Consider the following 19,700-nt stretch of genomic DNA (forward strand, 5'->3'; position numbering starts at 1 on the left):
CCATGACGACGACCACCGGCCTCGACCGGGACACGCTCCACCTCATGCTGTCCTCGCTGGACGACTTCGTCGCCCAGGAACTGCCGGAGAGCCGACGACTCGACCTCGACCGTGACGACATCTGTCCCGAACAGACGATCCGCGCGATGTGCGGCGACGACCTCGGCGTACACCTGGTCTTCATCCCGGAGGAGTACGGCGGCCTGGGCGGTGGCGCGTTCGACTCGTACCGGATCTGCGAGCGGATGGCCCGGATCGACATCGGCGTCGCCACCGGGGTGTTCGCCACCTTCCTGGGCAGCGATCCGATCCTGGTCGGCGCCACCCCGGAGCAGCGCAAGGAGTGGCTCGGCCGGATCGCCGAGCAGGGCGTGCTGTTCGCCTACGGCGCCACCGAACCGGAGGCGGGCAGCGACCTGGGCGCGCTGACCACCACGGCAACGCCGGTCGAGTCCGACGGCCGGGTCACCGGGTACCGGCTGACCGGGCGCAAACAGTGGATCAGCAACGGGTCCATCGCGGACTTCTGCACGATCCTCGCCCTCGCCCCGGGCGGGCCGTCGTGGTTCGTCGTCGAGCGGGGCACACCCGGCTTCTCCGCCGCCACCCCCGAGGACAAGCACGGGATCAGGCTGTCGAACACCGCGGCGTTGTTCCTCGACGACGTGCTGGTGCCGGCCGAGAACCTGATCGGCCGGGTCGAGGGCCGCGGGCTCGTCCAGGCGCAGCAGGTCTTCGGCTACACGCGGGTGATGGTCGCGGCGTTCGGACTGGGCGGCGGCTGGGAGGCACTCGACCGGGCCATCGCCTACTCCGTCAACCGGATCCAGGGCGGTACGCCGCTGTCCGAGAAGCAGGGCTACACCCACAAGCTCATCGTGCCGCACGCGGTGCGCCTGGAAGCCGCTCGCGCCTTCCTCGAGGAGACCTCCGGGCTGCTCGACGCCGGCGCGGCGGACGGGGCGCTGAACACCGCGGGCGCCATCGCGAAATATCTGGCCACCGAGGCCGGCAACGCTGCGGCCGAGGCCGCGATCCAGGCACACGGCGGGTACGGCTACACCCGGCCCTATCTGGTGGAGAAGATCAAACGGGACGTCCGGATCACCACCATCTACGAGGGCACGTCGGAGATCCTCGAGATGACGATCGCCCGGGACCGATGGCAGCAGCATCTGAAGACGGCCGGCCGCTTCCACCGGGACATGGCACGGCAACTCGCCGAACTGCCGCCGGAGTCCGGCGGGCCGACCGCGGCTCTGGCACTGGACTGCCTCGCCGCGGTGCTCGACGCCTGCCGTACCGGCCGGCTCACCCGCAGCCAGCACATCCTGCTACGCCTCGGTGAGCTGATCGCGTACGCCGAGAGCGCCGGCGCCCTCGCCCGCCGCGCCGCCGCGGCCGCCGCCGGCACGTTGCCGGAGAAGGCCGACCGGCGATTCGCACCGGCCGCTCTGGCGGCGATCAGCCGCGTCTTCGCCCGGGACACCGCGCTGAAGCTCGCCGACGAAGGCCTGCGGTGGATCGTCGGGGCGCAGCCGGCCCCCACCGGGCCGGATCCCCGGCCGGACCTGGCCGCCGGGCTTCCGCTGGACCGGGTACGCCTCGCGCAGGCCGGCCTGCTCGCCGACCTGGACGACATCGCCGACGCCCTGTACGACCGGACATCTCCTGCGGAGGTTGCGTCATCATGACTGTCCCCCACGCCGCGCCCGCTCCCGTCGCCGTCGTCGGACTCGGCGCCATCATGCCCGACGCGCCGGACGCCGCCACGTTCTGGACGAACATCAAAGGCGGCCGCTACTCCATCAGCGACGTGCCGCCGGAGCGCTGGGATCCCGGGCTCTTCTACGACCCGGACCCGCACGCCCCCGACAAGACGTACTCGCGGATCGGCGGCTGGGTCCGCGACTTCACCTGGGATCCGCTCGGCTGGCGGCTGCCCGTGCCGCCGGCCGTCTCCGCCCAGATGGAGGACGGCCAGAAATGGTCGGTCGCCGCCGCCCGGTCGGCCCTGCTCGACGCGGGCTGGCCGGACTGGACGGTGGATCCGGAGCGGGTCGCGGTCATCATCGGCAACGCCATCGGCGGTGACAAGCAGTACCGCACCGTCCTGCGGGTGCAGCTGGCCGAGGTGGCACACCGGCTGAGCGCCGCGCCGTCGTTCGCGGCGCTGCCGCCGGCGGTGCGTTCCGCGGTCCTGGCCGAGACCCGCGAGTCGTTCCTGGCCGGGCTGCCGGAGATCACCGAGGACACCATGCCCGGCGAACTGGCGAACGTGATCGCGGGCCGGATCGCCAACCTCTTCAACTTCCGCGGCCCCAACTTCACCACCGACGCGGCGTGCGCCTCCGGACTGGCCGCGATGTCCGCGGCGGTCCGCGGATTGCAGGCCGGCGACTTCGACGCCGCGGTCACCGGCGGGGTCGACCGCAACATGAATGCGGCCGCGTTCGTGAAGTTCTGCAAGATCGGTGCACTGTCGGCCACCGGCACGCGACCGTTCGACGCCGGCGCCGACGGGTTCGTGATGGGAGAGGGCGCAGCACTGTTCGTCCTGAAGCGCCTGGCCGACGCCGAACGGGACGGCGATCGCATCTATGCCGTCCTGCTCGGCCTCGGCGGCTCCAGCGACGGCCGTGGCAAGGGCATCACCGCCCCGAACCCGGTCGGGCAGCGGCTCGCGGTGGAGCGTGCCTGGCAGATCGCCGGGCTGGACCCGGCGCTGGCCACCTGCGTGGAGGCGCACGGCACCTCGACGCGGGTCGGTGACGCCACCGAGCTCGGCAGCCTCAGCGAGGTGTTCGCCAAGGCCGGCGCGACGACCGGTTCCATCGCGCTCGGCTCGGTCAAGTCCAACATCGGCCACCTCAAGGCCGCGGCGGGCGCAGCCGGGCTGCTCAAGACGGTCCTCGGCCTGCACGAGAAGGTGCTCGCCCCGAGTCTGCACTTCGTGCAGCCCAACCCGAACGTGGACTGGGACGCCATCCCGTTCCGGGTCAACACCGAACTGCGCGAGTGGCCGGCGCCCCGGCACGGCATCCGGTGCGCCGGGGTCAGCGCCTTCGGCTTCGGCGGCACCAATTTCCACGCGGTCGTCGAGGAGTACCGGCCCGGGCGGCACCGCCCGCCGGGCCAGACCTCCCGCTCGTACGCCGGGGCGGACCTCGGCCGGCGCACATCCGCGTCAGCCGGTGTGCCGGAGCCGGCTGCGGTCTCGGCCGGCGTGCCGAGGCCTCCGCTGCGTGGTGCGGCGGTCGTCGGTGGCCGGGACGCGGCCGACGTGGCCGGGCAGCTGGCCCGGCTGGCAGCCGACGCGGCGGCAGGCCGGGCTCCCGCTCCCGCAGCGCCCGATCCCGCGCTCGCCGGTGCGGCCGTCCGGGTCGCCATCGACTACGCCGACGCCGCCGACCTCGCGGCCAAGGCCACCAAGGCGGTCGAGGCGCTGCGTGCCGACGATCCGGCCCGCTGGCGGCTGCTGCGCGCCCAGGGCGTGTTCCGGGGACGCGGCGCTCCGGGCCGGATGGCGTTCCTCTACACCGGACAGGGCTCGCAGTACGTGAACATGCTGCACGAGCTGCGCGCCCGTGAACCCGTCGTGGCCGAGGCCTTCGCCGAGGCGGACCGGGTGATGGCGCCGCTGCTGGGCCGGCCGCTGTCGGCGTACATCTTCGACGAGGGAACCGACGAGGCCACCCGCCGGCGGCTGGAACAGCAACTGATGCAGACCGAGATCACCCAGCCCGCGGTGCTGGCCACCGACCTGGCGCTGACCCGGCTGCTGGACTCCTACGGCCTGCGCCCCGACCTGGTGATGGGCCACAGCCTCGGCGAGTACGGCGCCCTGGTCGCCGCCGGCGCGCTGTCGTTCGAGGCGGCCCTGGAGGCGGTCAGCGCCCGTGGCCGGGAGATGGCCAGCCTCACCATGACCGACAACGGCGCGATGGTGGCGGTGTTCGGCCCGCTCGAGGAGATCGAGCGAATCGTGGCGGAGACCGACGGATACGTCGTCGTCGCGAACATCAACAGCAGCAAGCAGGCGGTCGTCGGCGGCGCCACCGAGGCGGTGCAGCGGGCGACCACGGCGTTCCAGCAGGCCGGCCTGACCGCCACCCGGATCCCGGTCAGCCACGCCTTCCACACCTCGATCGTCGCTCCGGCCAGCGAGCCGCTCAAGGTGGCGCTGCGCCGACTCGACGTCCGGGCACCGGCACTTCCCATCGTCGCCAACGTGACCGGCGAGTTCTACCCGGCCGACGCCGACGTCGAGACCATGCTCGACCTGCTCGGCCGGCAGGTCGCGTCGCCGGTGCAGTTCGTCCGGGGACTGCGCACGCTGTACGCCGCCGGCGCCCGGGTCTTCGTGGAGGTCGGCCCGAAGAAGGCCCTGCACGGATTCGTCGAGGACGTCCTCGGTGACGACGTGACGGCGTTGTTCACCAACCACCCGAAGGCCGGCGACGTGGTGTCCTTCAACCAGGCGCTCTGCGGCCTGTATGCCGCCGGTCTGGGTTTCACCCCACCGGCCGCCGGCCGCCCAGCCATCTCGGAACCGATCGCCACCGGCAACCCGACCACTGCGGGGAGGACCCCCATGACCACCGACCGGTACACCGAACTGGGCCACCTGTTCGCCGACGTCCTCGAACGCGGTATGCACGTCTACACCGGCTCCTCCCCCGGACGGCCACCGGCCACGGTCGCGGAGCCGGTGGTGGTGACCGGCGCCGCGCTCGGACTGCCCGGCGTCCAGCGGGTTTTCGACGACGAGAACGTGGCTCGGATCCTGGCCGGCCAGCAGTTCATCGACACCATCCCGCACCGGCTGCGCCGGGCGATGGTCGACCGGCACATCACCCGGCTGGTGAAGCGGGAATCCGGCGACCCCACGTTCGAGACGATCGACAACGAGTCCGACGTCGTCAAGCTCGCCGGCCGGGGCGCACCGGTCGATCTGGTCACCGAGTTCGGCGTCGACGCCGAACGCGACGTGGCGCTCGACAACGCCACCCGGCTGGCCATCGGCGCCGGGTTCGACGCGCTGCGCGACGCCGGCATCCCCCTGGTCAAGCAGTACAAGACGACCACCCTGGGTACCACTCTGCCCGACCGCTGGGGCCTGCCCGCCTCGATGCGCGACGACACCGGGGTGATTTTCGCGTCGGCGTTCCCGGGCTACGACAACTTCGCCAAGGACATCGAGCGGTACGTCACCGACCGGGGCCGCCGCGAGCAGTTGCTCGCCCTCGAGGCCGTCCGGGACCGGCTGGACGCCGACGGACCGGCCACCGCCGAGGTGGACCGGCGCATCGTAGATCTGCGCCACCTGCTGGCCACCGATCCGTACGCCTTCGACCGGCGGTTCCTGTTCCGGACACTGTCCATGGGGCATTCCCAGTTCGCCGAGCTCATCGGAGCCCGCGGGCCGAACACCCAGATCAACGCCGCCTGCGCGAGTACGACCCAGGCGACGGCACTGGCCGAGGACTGGATCCGGGCCGGCCGGTGCCGGCGGGTCGTCGTGGTGTCCGCCGATGACGCCACCTCCGACGCCCTGCTGCCCTGGCTGGCGTCCGGATTCCTCGCCTCCGGGGCGGCCGCGACCGACGACATCGTCGAGGAGGCGGCGACGCCGTTCGACCGGCGGCGGCACGGCATGATCGTCGGGATGGGCGCCGCGGCATTCGTCGTCGAGTCCGCCGACGCGGCGCGCGAGCGGGGGCTGCAGCCGATCTGCGAGGTCCTCGGCGCGGTCACCGCGAACAGCGCGTTCCACGGCACCCGGCTCGACGTCGAGCACATCGGCCAGGTCATGGATCGGCTTCTCGAGCAGGCCGAGGCTCGCGGCGTGCGCCGCCACGCGATCGCGCCGGAAACCGTCTTCGTGTCGCACGAGACCTACACCCCGGCGCGCGGCGGCAGCGCGTCCGCCGAGATCAACGCGCTGCGCCGGGTGTTCGGCGCGGAGGCCGACGCCGTCGTCATCACGAACACCAAGGGCTTCACCGGGCATGCGATGGGTGCCGGTATCGAGGACGTGGTCGCGATCAAGGCGCTGGAGACCGGGCTGGTTCCGCCGGTGCCCAACTTCAAGGAGCCCGACCCCGAGCTGGGGTCGCTCAACCTGTCCACCGGCGGCGCCTACCCGGTGCGGTACGCGCTGCGGCTGGCGGCCGGTTTCGGCTCGCAGATCGCCATGTCACTGCTGCGCTGGACGCCGCTCGCGGACGGCCGGCACCGGGCGCCCAGCGAACTGGGCTACGCGTACCGGATCGTCGACCCGGCGGCGTGGCAACGCTGGCTGACCGAGGCGGGTGGCCCGGGCGCCCAGGTGGAGGTCCGGCAGCGCCGGTTGCGCGTCGCCGACAGCGGCGCGCCGGTGGCGCGACCCGCGCCGGCCGTCCCCGTGCCGGCCGCCGCCCCCGTGCCGGTGGCACCGTCGGTCGTCATCGACCAGCACGTCGCCGCGGCGCCGCCGGCCCGGCCGGCGCCGGCCGTGGAGCCTGCCGTCGCGCAGGTGACGGCACCGCCCGAGCCGATTCGGCCGGCGGCGGTCGAGCCGCCCGCCGGGGACCAGATCGCCGAGGCGGTGGTGGAGATCGTCTCGGGGCTGACGGGCTACCCGCCGGACCTGCTGGACGTGGACCTGGACCTGGAAGCGGATCTGGGTGTCGACACGGTCAAGCAGGCGGAGGTGTTCGCGGCGGTCCGGGAACGGTTCGCCGTGCCCCGCGACGACGAATTGCGGCTCCGCGACTTCCCGACCCTCAGCCACGTCATCGGCTGGGTCCGGGAAAAGACCGGCGAGCCGGCTTCGCGGGCGCGAGCCGGGGCCGGGTCGCCGAACACGGCAGCGGTCACCGGTGACGCGGCCACGGTCGTCGGTGACCTCGCGGCCACCGACGGGATCGTCCGGCGGATGCCGGTTGCGGCGCTGCGCCCGGAGTCGGCCGCCTGTGTCCCCACCGGCGTCACGCTGGACGCTGGCACCCGCGTCGTAGTGCTGCCCGACCAGGGTGGCGTCGGCGACGCGCTGGTGACCCGGCTGACCCGGCTGGGGGTCCAGGTGGTGACCCTCGACCCCGACGACCCCGGCGCGGCTTTGGAGCCGGCCCTGGCCGCCGGTCCGGTGCACGGCGTGTACTGGCTGGCGGCGCTCGACGACGAGGGCGGACTGGACACGCTCGACCTCGGCGGCTGGCGGGCGGCGCTGAACCGGCGCGTTCGCGGCCTCTACACCACCATGCGGCGGCTCTACGACGACAGCCCGTTCCTGGTGACCGCGAGCAGGCTCGGCGGCTACCACGGCTACGACGAGGCCGGCGCCACCTGCCCGATGGGCGGTGCGGTCACCGGCTTCGCCAAGGCATACCGCCGGGAGCGCCCGGACGCGTTGGTCAAGGCGGTCGACTTCGAGGTCAGCCGGAAGACGGCGGCACCGGCGGACCGGCTGGTGGAGGAGACGCTGCGGGATCCCGGCTGCGTCGAAGTGGGGTACGCCGACGGCCGGCGCTGGGGGGTCGGCCTGGCGGAGCGGCCGTTCCCGGTCGCGGACGCCGAACTCGGCCCGGACCAGGTCTTCGTGGTCACCGGTGCGGCCGGCAGTATCGTGTCGGCGATCACGGCCGACCTCGCGGCCGCCTCACGTGGCACCTTCCACCTGCTCGACCTGACACCGAAGCCGGACCCGGCGGACCCCGACCTGCGCCGGTACGCCGAGGATCGGGACGGCTTCAAGGCCGAACTGGCGGACCGGCTTCGCGAGCGCGGCGAGCGGCCCACCCCGGTGCTGATCGATCGGGAACTGGCCCGCTTCGAACGGCTGCGGGCGGCGCTGTCGGCCGTGCAGGCGGTCGAACAGGCCGGCGGATCAGCTCATTACCACAGCGTCGACCTTACCGATCCCGCCGCCGTCGAGAGTGCCATGGCCGGCGTGCGCGAGACCGGCGGCCGGATCGACGTGCTGCTGCACGCGGCCGGGGTGGAGATCAGCCACGCCCTGCCGGACAAGGAACCGGCCGAGTTCGACCTCGTGCTCGGCGTGAAGGGCGACGGGCTGTTCAACGTGCTGCACGCCGCGCGTGGGCTGCCGCTGGGCACTGTCATCGCGTTCAGTTCGGTCGCGGGCCGGTTCGGCAATGTCGGGCAGACCGACTACAGCGCCGCGAACGACCTGCAGTGCAAGATCTTGAGCAGTCTGCGGCGCAACCGTCCCGAGGTCCGGGCCCTCGCGATCGACTGGACGGCGTGGGGCGACATCGGGATGGCCACGCGCGGCTCGATCCCCACGCTCATGGCGCGGGCCGGAGTCGAAATGCTCCCGGCTGCGGCCGGCGTGGCCTGGATCCGGCGGGAGTTGACCTCCGGCTCGGCCGGCGGCGAGGTGGTTGTCGCCGGCGCGCTGGGCGAGATGGCCGCCGAGTATCACCGGACGGGCGGGCTGGACCCGGCGAACCTGCCGGCCGGCGGACCGGTTGCGGCTTCCCCGATCGGCATCAGCGTCCACGACGGACTGGTCGTGCACACGACGCTGGACCCGGCGACCACACCGTTCCTGGACGACCACCGCATCGGCGGCACCCCGGTGCTGCCGGGGGTGATGGGCATCGAGGCCTTCGCCGAGGCGGCCCGCCTGCTCGTGCCCGGCTGGCACGTGGTGGCCGTCGAGAACGTGGACTTCTCGGCGCCGGTGAAGTTCTACCGCGACGAGCCTCGCACGCTGCGCGTCACGGCGCTGGTGCGCCCGGCCGGCGCTGACCTGCTGGCCGAGTGCCGGCTGTCCGCCGAACGCACGCTGCCCGGCACCGGCCAGGTGCAGCGCACGATCCATTTCACCGGGTCGGTACGCCTGGCCGCACAGCCATGCCCGGCCGGCCACGACGAGCGCAAGGTGGCCGCGCAGGCGCCGGAGCTCAGTTCGGACGAGGTCTACCGGCTGTACTTCCACGGTCCCGCCTACCAGGTGGTCGGCTCGGCGTGGCGTCAGGACGACGGCGCGGCGGCCCGCTTCGCGCCGGGCCTGCCGATCCAGACCGGCGCGCCGACCCTGACCGCACCGCGCCTGGTGGAGCTCTGTTTCCAGACGGCCGGGCTGTGGGAGGCCGCCCAGGAGGGTCGGCTGGCCCTGCCGGGCCACGTCGACGCGATCCGGCTCGGCGCCGACCCGGCGGAGGATCCCGGGCTGCTGGCCGTGGCCCGGCCGGACGGACGGGGCGGCTTCGACTGCGTGGTCCGCACCGGCGACGGCGCCGTGGTGGTCCGGGTCGAGGGATACCGCACGGTGCGGCTCCCCGAACCGCTGCCCGAGGCCGTGGTCGCCCCGTTCCGGTCGGCCATGAACAGCCTTGCGGGATGAGGGGGACGGGCAGCATGCTGCAGACCATTCGGCGGCTGGCGATCGCGACCCGCGGTGAGCCGGCGATCCGCGCCCTGACCGCCGTGCGCGACCTGAACCAGGTGGGCGATCAGCCGCGGATCAGCACGGTCGTTCTGTACACCGAGCCGGACGCCGACGCGTGGTTCGTCTGGGCGGCCGACGAGGCGGTGTCGCTGGGTTCGGCAACCACCCTCGACCCGGTTTCCGGTGACCGCCGGTCCCGGTACCTCGACGAGGAGGCAATGCTCGACGCGCTGGTCCGCGCCCGTGTGGACGCGGTCTGGGTGGGCTGGGGCCTCCTCGCCGAGCGGGCCGGTTTCGCGCAGCGCTGCGCGGAGGCCGGGATCGTGTTCGTCGGTCCGGACAGCACCACCATCCGATTGCTGGGCGACAAGGTGTCCGCGAAGCGGCTGGCGCAGCAGGCGGGCCTGCCGGTGGCGCCGTGGAGCGACGGGCCGGTCGGCGACCTCGACGAGGCCGTCGTACAGGCCGGCCGCATCGGCTACCCGGTGGTGGTCAAGGCGGCAGCCGGCGGTGGGGGGCGCGGGATCCGGCTCGCGCACACATCGGCGGAACTCGCCGAGGCGTTCGCGTCGGCACGGGCGGAGGCGCGGTCGGCCTTCGGCGACCCGACGGTCTTCCTGGAAAAGCTGGTGCCGAACGCCCGGCAGGTCGAGGTCCAGGTGATCGCCGACGGGTACGGGCAGGTCTGGGCGGTCGGGGTGCGCGACTGCACGCTGCAACGCGGGCACCGGAAAGTGATCGAGGAGTCCGCCTCGACGGTGCTGGACGCCGCGGCCGAGAACGCGATCCGCGACGCGGCGGTCCGACTGGTCACCGCCGCCGGCTATCGCAGCGCCGGCACGGTCGAGTTCCTCGTCGAACCGGACACCGGACGATGGCTGTTCCTGGAGGTGAACCCCCGGCTGCCGGCGGAGCACCCGGTCACCGAGGTCACCACCGGCCTGGACCTGGTGAAGCTTCAGCTGCAGGAGGCCTGCGGCGGCCGGCTCGCCGGTGGGCGACCGCCGGTGCGCGGACACGCCGTCGAGGCCACGCTGTGCGCGGAGGACCCGGAGGACGGCTTCGTTCCCGCACCCGGCCGGCTCGCCCGGCTCGTCCTGCCGATCGGCACCGGCATCCGGGTGGACTGCGGTTTCCGCGAGGGCGACCAGATCCCACCCGACTTCGACTCGATGATCGCGAAGATCGTGGCCTGGGGGAAGGACCGCACCGAGGCGCTGTCCCGGCTGCGGCGTGCCCTGGACGACACCACGGCGATCATCGAGGGCGGCACCACCAACCGATCCTTCCTGCTCGGCGTGCTCGGCCGCGCGGAGGTGCGGGCCGGACGCTACGACAACCGCTGGCTGGACCGGTTGACCGCCGAGGGAGCGCACCTGCCCGCCGCCGATCCGGTGGCGCTGCTGATGGCTGCCCTGACGTCGTACGAACTCGACCAGGCGGCGGACCAGGCCGCGTTCCACGCGCGGGCGCGGCGCGGTCGCGCCGAGTCGACCGGCCCGGTGGGGCAGCGATGCCGGCTGCGCTATCGCGGTCAGCCCTATGACCTGTGGGTGTACCGCACCGGCCGGCGCAGCTACCGAATCACCGGCGCCGGTGTCGCCGACCTGGTCGTGGAACGGCGGGACGGCTACCAGAGCCGGGTACGGGTCGGCGACCGGTCCTACCGCGTCGCCGCCATCGCGGAGGGCGCCACCATCCGGGTGAACGTCGACGGATGTTCCCATGTGATCTCGCGCGACGACGGCGGCGTGGTGCGCAGTGCCGGCCCGGCGTTCGTGGTGTCGGTCCTGGTCGCACCCGGTGACCCGGTCACCGTGGGGCAGCCGCTCGCGATGCTGGAGAGCATGAAGATGGAGTCGACGCTCACCGCCCCCGTCGCGGGGACGGTGGTGTCGGTCGAGACCGCCGAGAACGTGCAGGTGGATGCCGGAGCGCCGGTGATGCGGATCCGGCCGGGTGGCACGCGGACCGATGCCGCGGGTGCGCGGCTGGAGTTCACCGGGCTCGTTGCCGCCCCACCGCCGGGCGCCCCGCCGTGTGAGCGGGTGTACGCGGCCCTGCGCGGTTATCTGCTCGGTTACGACCTCGACCCGGCCTCGGTCCGGGCCATGACCACCCGGCAGCGCCGCCTCGGCGAAATCGCCCAGGCCGCCGACCCTGGCCTGCTCACCTGTGAGAACAGCCTGCTCGACCTGTACGCCGACGTCAGCGCGCTGTATCGGCCGCGTGGCCCGGTCGAGGCGGACGACGCCGCCACCGACGGCAGCGCCCAGGAGCATCTGCTGTCCTATCTGCAGTGGCTGGACGTCGACCGGGCCGGGCTGCCCGACGAGTACCGTCGCCGGTTGGAGCGGGCGCTGCTGCGGTACGGCGTGGCCGGCCTCGACCGCACTCCGGAACTCCAGGAGGCAGTCCTGTGGATGTTCCGCTCGCTGCGCCGGGTGGGTGAGCTGGCGCCGGTGGTCATCAACATTCTGGAACGGCGGCTGCGGCACCACGGTGACCTCGCCCGCCTGGCGGACGCCGATACGCGCGAGCGCTTCGACCGGCTCGCCGCCGCGGCCCAGGGACATCATCCCGTCATCGCCGACCTGGCCCGGGACATCAGATTCCGCTATCTCGACGAACCGCTGCTGGACTCCGCGGTGGCCGAGGAGTACGCCTGGGCGGACAGTGCTCTCGACGCTCTGAGCGCCGGCCCGCCGCCCGAGCGGGCCGACCTGATCGACCTGATCGACCGGCTGGTCGGCTGCCCGCAGCCGCTGCGCGGTCTGCTGCTGCGCCGCTGGCGCGGCACCACCGATCCGGCCGCGCACCGGATCCTGCTGGAGGTCTACACCCGCCGCTTCTACCGCATTCGTACGCTGCCCGCGCCGCTGATCACCGAAGTGGACGGCCAGTTGCTGTGCGGCGCGGACTACGACCTGACCGAAGACAAGATCCACCTGGTGACGGCGTACGCGCGGCTGGCCGACCTGCCCCGAACGGCCCGCGCCGTGGCCGCCCACCTGCGCACCGACGGCGCCGGTCGCGACGTGGTGGTGGATCTGGCCACCTGGCGGCACGGGGAGCCGATCGACGCCGAAGGCGTCCTGATGGAGCTCGGCAAAATACTGCCGGAGTGCGACTTCGGCCGCCGGCTGCGGCGCCTCGACGTGACCGTGACCACGGTCGATGGCTCGGCCCCGGAGCGGTTCCGGACTCATCACGTCACCTACCGCCAGCACGACGGCGAGTTCGTCGAGGACCGGCTGTACCGCAACCTGCATCCGATGCTCGCCAAGCGGCTCGACCTGTGGCGGCTGGCGAACTTCCGGCTCGAGCGGCTCCGGTCCGCCGAGGACGTCTACCTGTTCCACGGGGTCGCCCACGACAACCCGGGCGACCACCGGCTCTTCGCCCTCGCCGAGGTCCGCGACCTGCGGCCCACCCAGAACGCGGGTGGCGCCCTGCGGTACCCGGGCCTCGAACTGATGGGACTGCGGGCGTTGTCCGGCATCCGGGAGGCGCTCACCGGTTTCCCGGCGGCGGACGCGCCGGCCGCGAACCGGATCGTGCTCTACGTCCGGCCGCCGTGGGACCTGACGCCGGACGTGTGGACCGAGCTGGCCGCCTCGCTGGCACCGCTGGCCGCCGGCGCCGGGCTGGAGAAAGTGGTGCTGCGGGTGCGGCGGCCCGACGGCCGGGACACCGTCCTGCACGTGGAGGGCTGGGAAACCGGGGTCACGGTGCGCGAACGGCCGCCGGGTCAGGAACCCGTCCGGCCGCTGACGCCGTACCGGCAGAAACTCCTGCGGGCCCGGCGGTTCGGTGCGCCCTATCCGTACGAGATCGTGCGGCTGCTCTCCCCGCCGCCCGGCGCCGTCTCCCGGTTCCCGGTCGGCCGGTTCACCGAATACGACCTTGACGAGCGGGGCGACCTGACCGAGGTCTCCCGGCCGTACGGCCTGAACACGGCGAACATCGTGGTGGGAGTGCTGACCAACGACACGGTGACGGTGCCCGAGGGAATGGCGCGGGTAGCGCTGTTCGGTGACCCGACCCGCGGCCTGGGCAACCTCGCCGAGCCGGAATGCCGGCGAGTGATCGCCGCGCTCGATCTGGCCGAGCGACTACGCGTACCGGTCGAGTGGTTCGCCCTGTCGTCCGGCGCTCGGATCGCGATGGACAGCGGCACGGAGAACATGGACTGGATCGCCGTGGTCCTGCGCCGGCTGATCGAGTTCACACAGGCCGGCGGGGAGGTGAACATCATCGTCACCGGCATCAACGTGGGTGCTCAGCCGTACTGGAACGCCGAGGCGACGATGCTCATGCACACCCGCGGAATTCTGGTGATGACCCCGGCGAGCACCATGGTGCTGACCGGCAAGCAGGCGCTGGACGCCTCCGGCGGTGTCTCGGCCGAGGACAACTTCGGCATCGGTGGCTTCGACCGCATCATGGGACCGAACGGCCAGGCGCAGTACTGGGCCGCCACCCTCGGCGACGCCTGCGACGTCCTGCTGCGCCACTACGAGCACACGTACGTCGTGCCCGGCGAGGCGTACCCGCGCCGGCATTCGACCACCGACCCGGTCGACCGCGACGTGCGGACCTCGCCGCACGCCGCAGTGGCCGGAGCGGAGCTGACGTCGGTCGGCGACGTGTTCTCCGCCGAACTCAACGGCGACCGCAAGAAGCCGTTCGACATGCGCTCGGTGATGCGGGCCGTCACCGACACCGACGCCGTGCCGCTGGAACGCTGGGCGTACTGGCGCGACGCGGAGATCGCGATCGTCTGGGACGCCCGGATCGGTGGCATCCCGGTCTGTCTGCTCGGACTGGAGGCACACACGTTGACCCGGCGCGGTTTCGTGCCGGCCGGCGGCCCATCGGCGTGGACGTCCGGCACCCTGTTCCCGCAGGCGTCTCGCAAGGTGGCCCGGGCCGTGAACGCCGCCAGCGGCAACCGGCCACTGGTGGTGCTCGCCAACCTGTCGGGCTTCGACGGCTCGCCGGAGTCGATGCGGCAGTGGCAGCTGGAGAACGGCGCGGAGATCGGCCGGGCGATTACCAACTTCCGCGGCCCGATCGTGTTCGTGGTGGTTTCCCGTTATCACGGTGGGGCGTTCGTGGTGTTCTCCAAGGCGCTCAACGAGCGTCTGGAGATGGTCGCCGTCGAGGGTTCGTTCGCGTCGGTGATCGGTGGCGCGCCGGCGGCGGCCACGGTGTTCGCACGAGACGTCACAGCGCGCACGAAAAGCGATCCCCGGGTCCGCGAGGCGGCCGAGAGGCTGCGCGCCGCCACGGATCAGGACGCCGGTCCCCTGCGTGCCCGGCTGGCCGAGATCACCGCAACGGCACGGTCGGCGAAGCTGCGCGAGGTAGCCGACGAGTTCGACCGGATCCACACGGTGCAGCGGGCGATGGCGGTGGGCTCGGTGGACCGCATCATCAGTGCCGACCAGCTGCGACCGGACCTCATCGCCGCGCTGGAGCGGGGGATGTCCCGTCCTCCCCGGTGGCGGCCGAGCTCACCGCGGTGAGGGCCGAGCCAGCCAGGAGTGCCGCGGCGCCGCGGTGGTCAGGATGTCCGGTCGGTCGAGGGCCACCGGCTGCGGACCCGGCGCCGCGGTGACGACGGTGAGCACGAACGCGCCGTCCCGGCGCCACCAGCCCGTCATCGGCGGGCCCTCGGCGCTGCGCACGGACAGCGCACCCCAACCGTCCCGGCCGGCCGCGCCGAGGGCCACCTCCACGCCGAGGGTGTCTCTCCGCAGTCCGGTCCGGAGCAGCTTCAGGGCGCTCTCCTTCGCCGACCAGATCAGGTTGGCGGCGGCGTCACGGTCGTCGCCGTCCGTTCGCGCGGCGACGAGGCCCTGCTCGGCCGGGGTCAGGAAGTCGCGCACGAAGGCCGGGCTGCGCGGCTCCACCAGCTCCAGATCGCAGCCGACCTGCCGGCCGACGACACAGACGGCCCACCCGGCCCGGTCGGTGACCGACACGTCGAACCGCGGTCGAACACCGTCGAGCAGGACGTACGGCGCGCCATCCGGTGCGTTGAGAACTTCCGTACCGGCCAGCGCGGCCGGGTCGGCCGGCCGGCCGGTGACCGCTGCCACCGCGTGCTTGACGGTCAGCCGGCGCAGCAGGTATTCGTTGCGCCGCTTCGGATAGCGCAGTGCGGCGGCGCGGGCACCCTCGGCCGGGGACAGCCATCGCGTATCGGCGGGCAGCGACGCTTCACCCCGGACCAGCCAGCGGGGTGCCGCGAACGGGTCCGTCATCGCCGGTCCCCAGCGGCCACCGCCGGTGGTGGACCGGCGAGCCACGCGCACACCTGGTCGTGCACCGCCGGGTGGTTGAGCAGGTCGAAGTGGTGCAGGCCGCCGAGATGGCGGCCGTTACCGGGGTCGAACGGCAGGCTCCGCCGGGTCCCGGCGCCGATGCCGGCGGCGCTGCGGTACGGGACGAACAGGTCGCCGAGGACCGCGCCGAGCGGACCGTCGTGCCGCTGGGCGAGGGTGGCGCCGATGAAGTGATGCTCCGCTTGCGGCAGGAACGGCAAGTCGGTGCAGCGGTCACTCGGCAATGCGTCGGGGTCGGCATCGCGCCAGTCCGGTTCGACCAGCGCGCCGTAGCCGAGGTCCTGGACCCCGGCGCTGCGCCGGGCGAGCAGCCCGGCGACCGGCCGGCTCTCCGGGTACCGGGCCAGCAGCCACGCCGCGACGTGCACGCCGCGAGCGAGCGGCGCTCCCCGATGGGGCGTGCCCAGGTACACCACATGGGTCACCAGAGGCACCCACCGGTGCCCGGCGGTCGCGCCCTGCTCGGAGGCGCTGCGGATGACCAGGCCGCCCATCGAGTGGCCGATCAGGGTGATCTCCCGCACGGTGACCGGCCAGTGCCGGACCAGCTCCTCGATCAGCGCGGACAGTCGCAGTCCGTTGTCGGAGACGTGCAGACCGGAGTTGAACCGCAGGTAGACGGGGGTACAGGCGAGATCACGCCGCAGCCGCGAGCCGAGCGTCGTGGGCCCCGTCCCGTGCCGGTGGGCGGCGAGGGACCAGTATTCCTCGGTCTCGCAGAGGCCGTGCACGAACAGCGCGATTCGCGGGCTCGCCGCGGGGAACGCGGCCCGCAGCGCTGCGGCGGTGAGCGGGACGTCGGCGTCGTGTGCCCGGACCGTCATCGGTGTCGCCAGCTCCGGATGCCGCCCGATGAGCGTGTCCCCCCACAGACCGTTGACCACGGCGAGGGTCATCCGGCCGGCCCGGTGACCGGACAGCGGAGCCTGCTCGGGGCGCCACCCGTGGCCGACGGCGATGCCGGCCACCCGCGGCAGTACGGCGTGGGCGGTCAGCACGGTCGCGTACACCCCGCCCGCGATGACGCCGTGCACGGCGCGGATCGGATTCGCCGCCGGTCCCAGCGCCGTGAACGCCCGGTCGGCGATCGCCCGGTGGGTGTCCCGCACCACGGCCACGACCCCCGCCAGCGCGTCACCAACCACCCGCCCGGCTGCCCGGAACTCATCGACGCCCATCCCCGGTCCTCTCCCGATAGAGGTTCCCCGTCAGCGTGCGGCGTACCGGCCCGGTGAGCAAGTGCTGGTCGGCTACCGTCATCGAGGATCACGCGGTGTCACCGCTCGCGGTCGGCCTTCACGCGCCGCGCCGGAGACCTCGTCCCCGGTGCGGGGAACGAAGCCGGTCGGGTCTTCTGGCCCTGCCGTGGTGTCCGGCGGGCTGATGGACTCGGCCAAGGATGACCCACGATTTGTGGTCACCTCCGCGACAAGACGGAGGACATGGAATCATGGAAAACCAACATCCCACCCAGCACGCCGGGCTTCTGTCCTGGGTGGCGGAGGTCGCCGCTCTTACCGAACCGGACGACGTGATCTGGTGCGACGGCACCGAGGCCGAATGGACGCGTTTGACCGGCGCCCTGGTCGCCGCGGGGACGCTGATCCGGCTGAACCCGTCGCTACGGCCGAACAGCTTCCTGGCCCGCTCGCATCCGTCGGACGTGGCCCGCGTCGAAGACCGCACGTTCATCTGCTCGGCAGACGCCGGTGACGCGGGTCCGACGAACAACTGGGCCGACCCGGACCAGATGCGGCAGACCCTGAACACCTGCCTCGCCGGAGCGATGCGCGGCCGGACGATGTATGTGGTGCCGTTCTCGATGGGACCGCTCGGATCGCCCATCTCGCAGTTGGGCGTGCAGATCACCGACTCGCCGTACGTCGTCGTGTCGATGCGCATCATGACGCGGATGGGCAAGCAGGCCCTCGACCTGATCGGTCCGGCCGGCAATTTCGTCAAGGCACTGCACAGCGTCGGCGCGCCGCTGACGCCCGGCCAACCCGATGTGCCGTGGCCGTGCAGCGAGACGAAGTACATCGCCCATTTCCCGGAGACCAGGGAGATCATTTCGTACGGCTCCGGCTACGGCGGCAACGCGCTGCTGGGCAAGAAGTGCTTCGCGCTGCGTATCGCCTCGGTGATGGCGCGGGACGAGGGCTGGCTGGCCGAGCACATGCTCATCGCGAAACTGACCAACCCGGCGGGCGAGGTGCGGCACATCGCCGCGGCGTTCCCGTCGGCGTGCGGCAAGACGAACCTGGCGATGCTGGTACCGACGATGCCCGGATGGACGCTTCAGACGCTGGGCGACGATATCGCCTGGATGCGATTCAACGCCGACGGTGAACTGCGCGCCATCAACCCGGAGAACGGCTTCTTCGGGGTGGCCCCGGGCACCGGTCCGCAGACCAACCCCAACGCGATCGGCACGTTGTACGCCAACTGCATCTTCACCAATGTGGCGCTGACCGATGAGGGTGACGTCTGGTGGGAGGGCCTGACCCCGGAGCCGCCGGCACACGCGATCGACTGGCTGGGGCACGACTGGACGCCCTCGTCGAAGACGCCGTCGTCGCATCCGAACGCCAGGTTCACCGCGCCGGCCGCGCAGTGTCCGTCGATCGCGGACAACTGGGAGGACCCGGCGGGTGTGCGGATCGACGCAATCCTTCTCGGTGGGCGGCGGGCCGGCGTGGTGCCGCTGGTCATCGAGGCCCGGGACTGGACGCACGGCGTGTTTCTGGGCGCCACGGTTTCGTCCGAGACGACCGCCGCCGCTGTCGGGGCGGTCGGGCAGCTGCGCCGCGATCCGTTCGCCATGCTGCCGTTCTGCGGCTATGACATGGCCGATTACTGGGCCCACTGGCTGAGCATGGCCGACTCCCCCGGCGCGAAGCCGCCGAAGGTGTTCCACGTCAACTGGTTCCGCAAGGCCGCCGACGGGCGCTGGCTGTGGCCCGGGTTCGGGGACAACAGCCGGGTCTTGGCCTGGGTGTTCGGCCGCACCGACGGTCGCACCGCCGCGGTGCCGACGCCGATCGGCTACCTTCCGGCCGCGGGTGCGCTGGATCTGGACGGCCTGCAACTGTCCGACGAGGACGTCGCCGAACTGCTCGACGTGGATACCGTCCAGTGGCTGGCGGAGGCGGACTCGATAGCCGAGCACTTCGCCCGCTTCGAACGGTTGCCCGCCCAGCTGAACGCGCACCTCGCCGACCTGCGCGCCCGCCTGGAGGCCGCATTGCCGGTCCCGGCCCGACTTTGACGGCCCAGGCGCATCGTGCCGACGACGGCGGACCCGCCCCGGCGGCACGGTGTCGTCGCCGGCCAGCGCGCCGAGCCAGAGCGGCGCCACCGTGGCGAACCGGTAGGTCAGCGACCGGCCCTGGAACACCGGCCGGCCGTCGGCGGCGAAGAAGTGCTGGTAACTCTCGAGAAAGGCGGCCGGCCGCCCGGCGTAACGAGCCGTCCGTACGGCGTCGCCGGCCATCCGCGCCCAGAGGATCGAGTACAGGTGCAGCGCCCAGCCGCTGTAGTAGTCGAAATTCTGCCCGGGACCGTCGGTGTACCAGCCGTCGCCGGTGTGCCAGGCCTCGATGCGCTCCAGGCCGGCCTCGATCTCGCCAGGGTCGTGCGGTCCGCCCACCGAGGCGAGGAACTGGCCGGTGATCACCCGGAACAGCACCCAGGTGCTGTCCGGGGTGCGCTTGCCGACCACGCCGGACAGCCAGGCGACCACGCGGTCCCGCTCGGCGGACGCGAGCCGGTCGACGCATCGCGGAGTCCATCTCGTCCACCGCTCTCCGATCGGAACCGTCATGCCCCCACTGCAGGTTCTCAGTGGAGCTAATCTCTTCTCACTGGTTCTGATCCGCTCCCGGCGGCTGGCGTCATGGCCTGGTCATCGCCAGCAGCGCCCCGATCGGCAGCCTCCGATCGCAGTA

General features: G+C 72.5%; 6 protein-coding genes and 1 pseudogene. 4 read left to right on the plus strand and 3 right to left on the minus strand.

Annotated elements, in window-relative coordinates:
* Positions 1-2 precede the first annotated feature (2 nt).
* From Adu01nite_RS45120 to Adu01nite_RS45130, 3 genes are read left to right on the plus strand one after another with little or no spacing between them, the layout of a single operon-like run.
* The gene (locus tag Adu01nite_RS45120) at positions 3-1,694 is read left to right on the plus strand and encodes an acyl-CoA dehydrogenase family protein (protein WP_203735565.1); all 1,692 of its coding nucleotides are present in this window, start codon (positions 3-5) and stop codon (positions 1,692-1,694) included.
* Positions 1,691-9,355 (plus strand): type I polyketide synthase, encoded by a 7,665-nt coding sequence (locus Adu01nite_RS45125; RefSeq protein ID WP_203735566.1) that lies wholly within the window; start codon positions 1,691-1,693, stop codon positions 9,353-9,355. The genes Adu01nite_RS45120 and Adu01nite_RS45125 overlap by 4 nt, the downstream gene beginning before the upstream one ends.
* A 14-nt stretch (positions 9,356-9,369) precedes the next feature.
* A complete protein-coding gene (locus Adu01nite_RS45130) occupies positions 9,370-14,931 on the plus strand; it encodes an ATP-binding protein (protein WP_203735567.1) in 5,562 nt (1,853 codons plus the stop codon).
* Here the strand turns inward: Adu01nite_RS45130 and Adu01nite_RS45135 are convergent.
* Positions 14,920-15,672 (minus strand): 4'-phosphopantetheinyl transferase family protein, encoded by a 753-nt coding sequence (locus Adu01nite_RS45135; protein WP_203735568.1) that lies wholly within the window; start codon positions 15,670-15,672, stop codon positions 14,920-14,922. The two genes, Adu01nite_RS45130 and Adu01nite_RS45135, sit on opposite strands and share 12 nt — an antisense overlap.
* On the minus strand, positions 15,669-16,931 hold the full coding sequence (locus Adu01nite_RS45140) for an esterase/lipase family protein (RefSeq protein ID WP_203735569.1): 1,263 nt from the start codon (positions 16,929-16,931) through the stop codon (positions 15,669-15,671). The genes Adu01nite_RS45135 and Adu01nite_RS45140 overlap by 4 nt, the downstream gene beginning before the upstream one ends.
* Positions 16,932-17,203: 272 nt before the next feature.
* Here Adu01nite_RS45140 and Adu01nite_RS45145 point away from each other — a divergent pair, with 272 nt between their 5' ends.
* The gene (locus tag Adu01nite_RS45145) at positions 17,204-19,021 is read left to right on the plus strand and encodes a phosphoenolpyruvate carboxykinase (GTP) (RefSeq protein WP_203735570.1); all 1,818 of its coding nucleotides are present in this window, start codon (positions 17,204-17,206) and stop codon (positions 19,019-19,021) included.
* Positions 19,022-19,057: 36 nt separating this feature from the next.
* Here the strand turns inward: Adu01nite_RS45145 and Adu01nite_RS49020 are convergent.
* Positions 19,058-19,576, minus strand: a pseudogene (locus tag Adu01nite_RS49020) (DUF2264 domain-containing protein); the annotation flags it as partial.
* Positions 19,577-19,700: the final 124 nt, after the last annotated feature.

Source organism: Paractinoplanes durhamensis, assembly GCF_016862175.1.
Classification (GTDB): Bacteria; Actinomycetota; Actinomycetes; order Mycobacteriales; family Micromonosporaceae; genus Actinoplanes; species Actinoplanes durhamensis.

Excerpts from the sequence above, each read along its gene's own strand:
- Adu01nite_RS45140 (WP_203735569.1), bottom strand. The coding sequence starts at position 16,931 with ATGGGCGTCGATGAGTTCCGGGCAGCCGGGCGGGTGGTTGGTGACGCG.
- Adu01nite_RS45130 (WP_203735567.1), top strand. The coding sequence starts at position 9,370 with ATGCTGCAGACCATTCGGCGGCTGGCGATCGCGACCCGCGGTGAGCCG.
- Adu01nite_RS45135 (WP_203735568.1), bottom strand. The coding sequence starts at position 15,672 with ATGACGGACCCGTTCGCGGCACCCCGCTGGCTGGTCCGGGGTGAAGCG.
- Adu01nite_RS45120 (WP_203735565.1), top strand. The coding sequence starts at position 3 with ATGACGACGACCACCGGCCTCGACCGGGACACGCTCCACCTCATGCTG.
- Adu01nite_RS45145 (WP_203735570.1), top strand. The coding sequence starts at position 17,204 with ATGGAAAACCAACATCCCACCCAGCACGCCGGGCTTCTGTCCTGGGTG.
- Adu01nite_RS45125 (WP_203735566.1), top strand. The coding sequence starts at position 1,691 with ATGACTGTCCCCCACGCCGCGCCCGCTCCCGTCGCCGTCGTCGGACTC.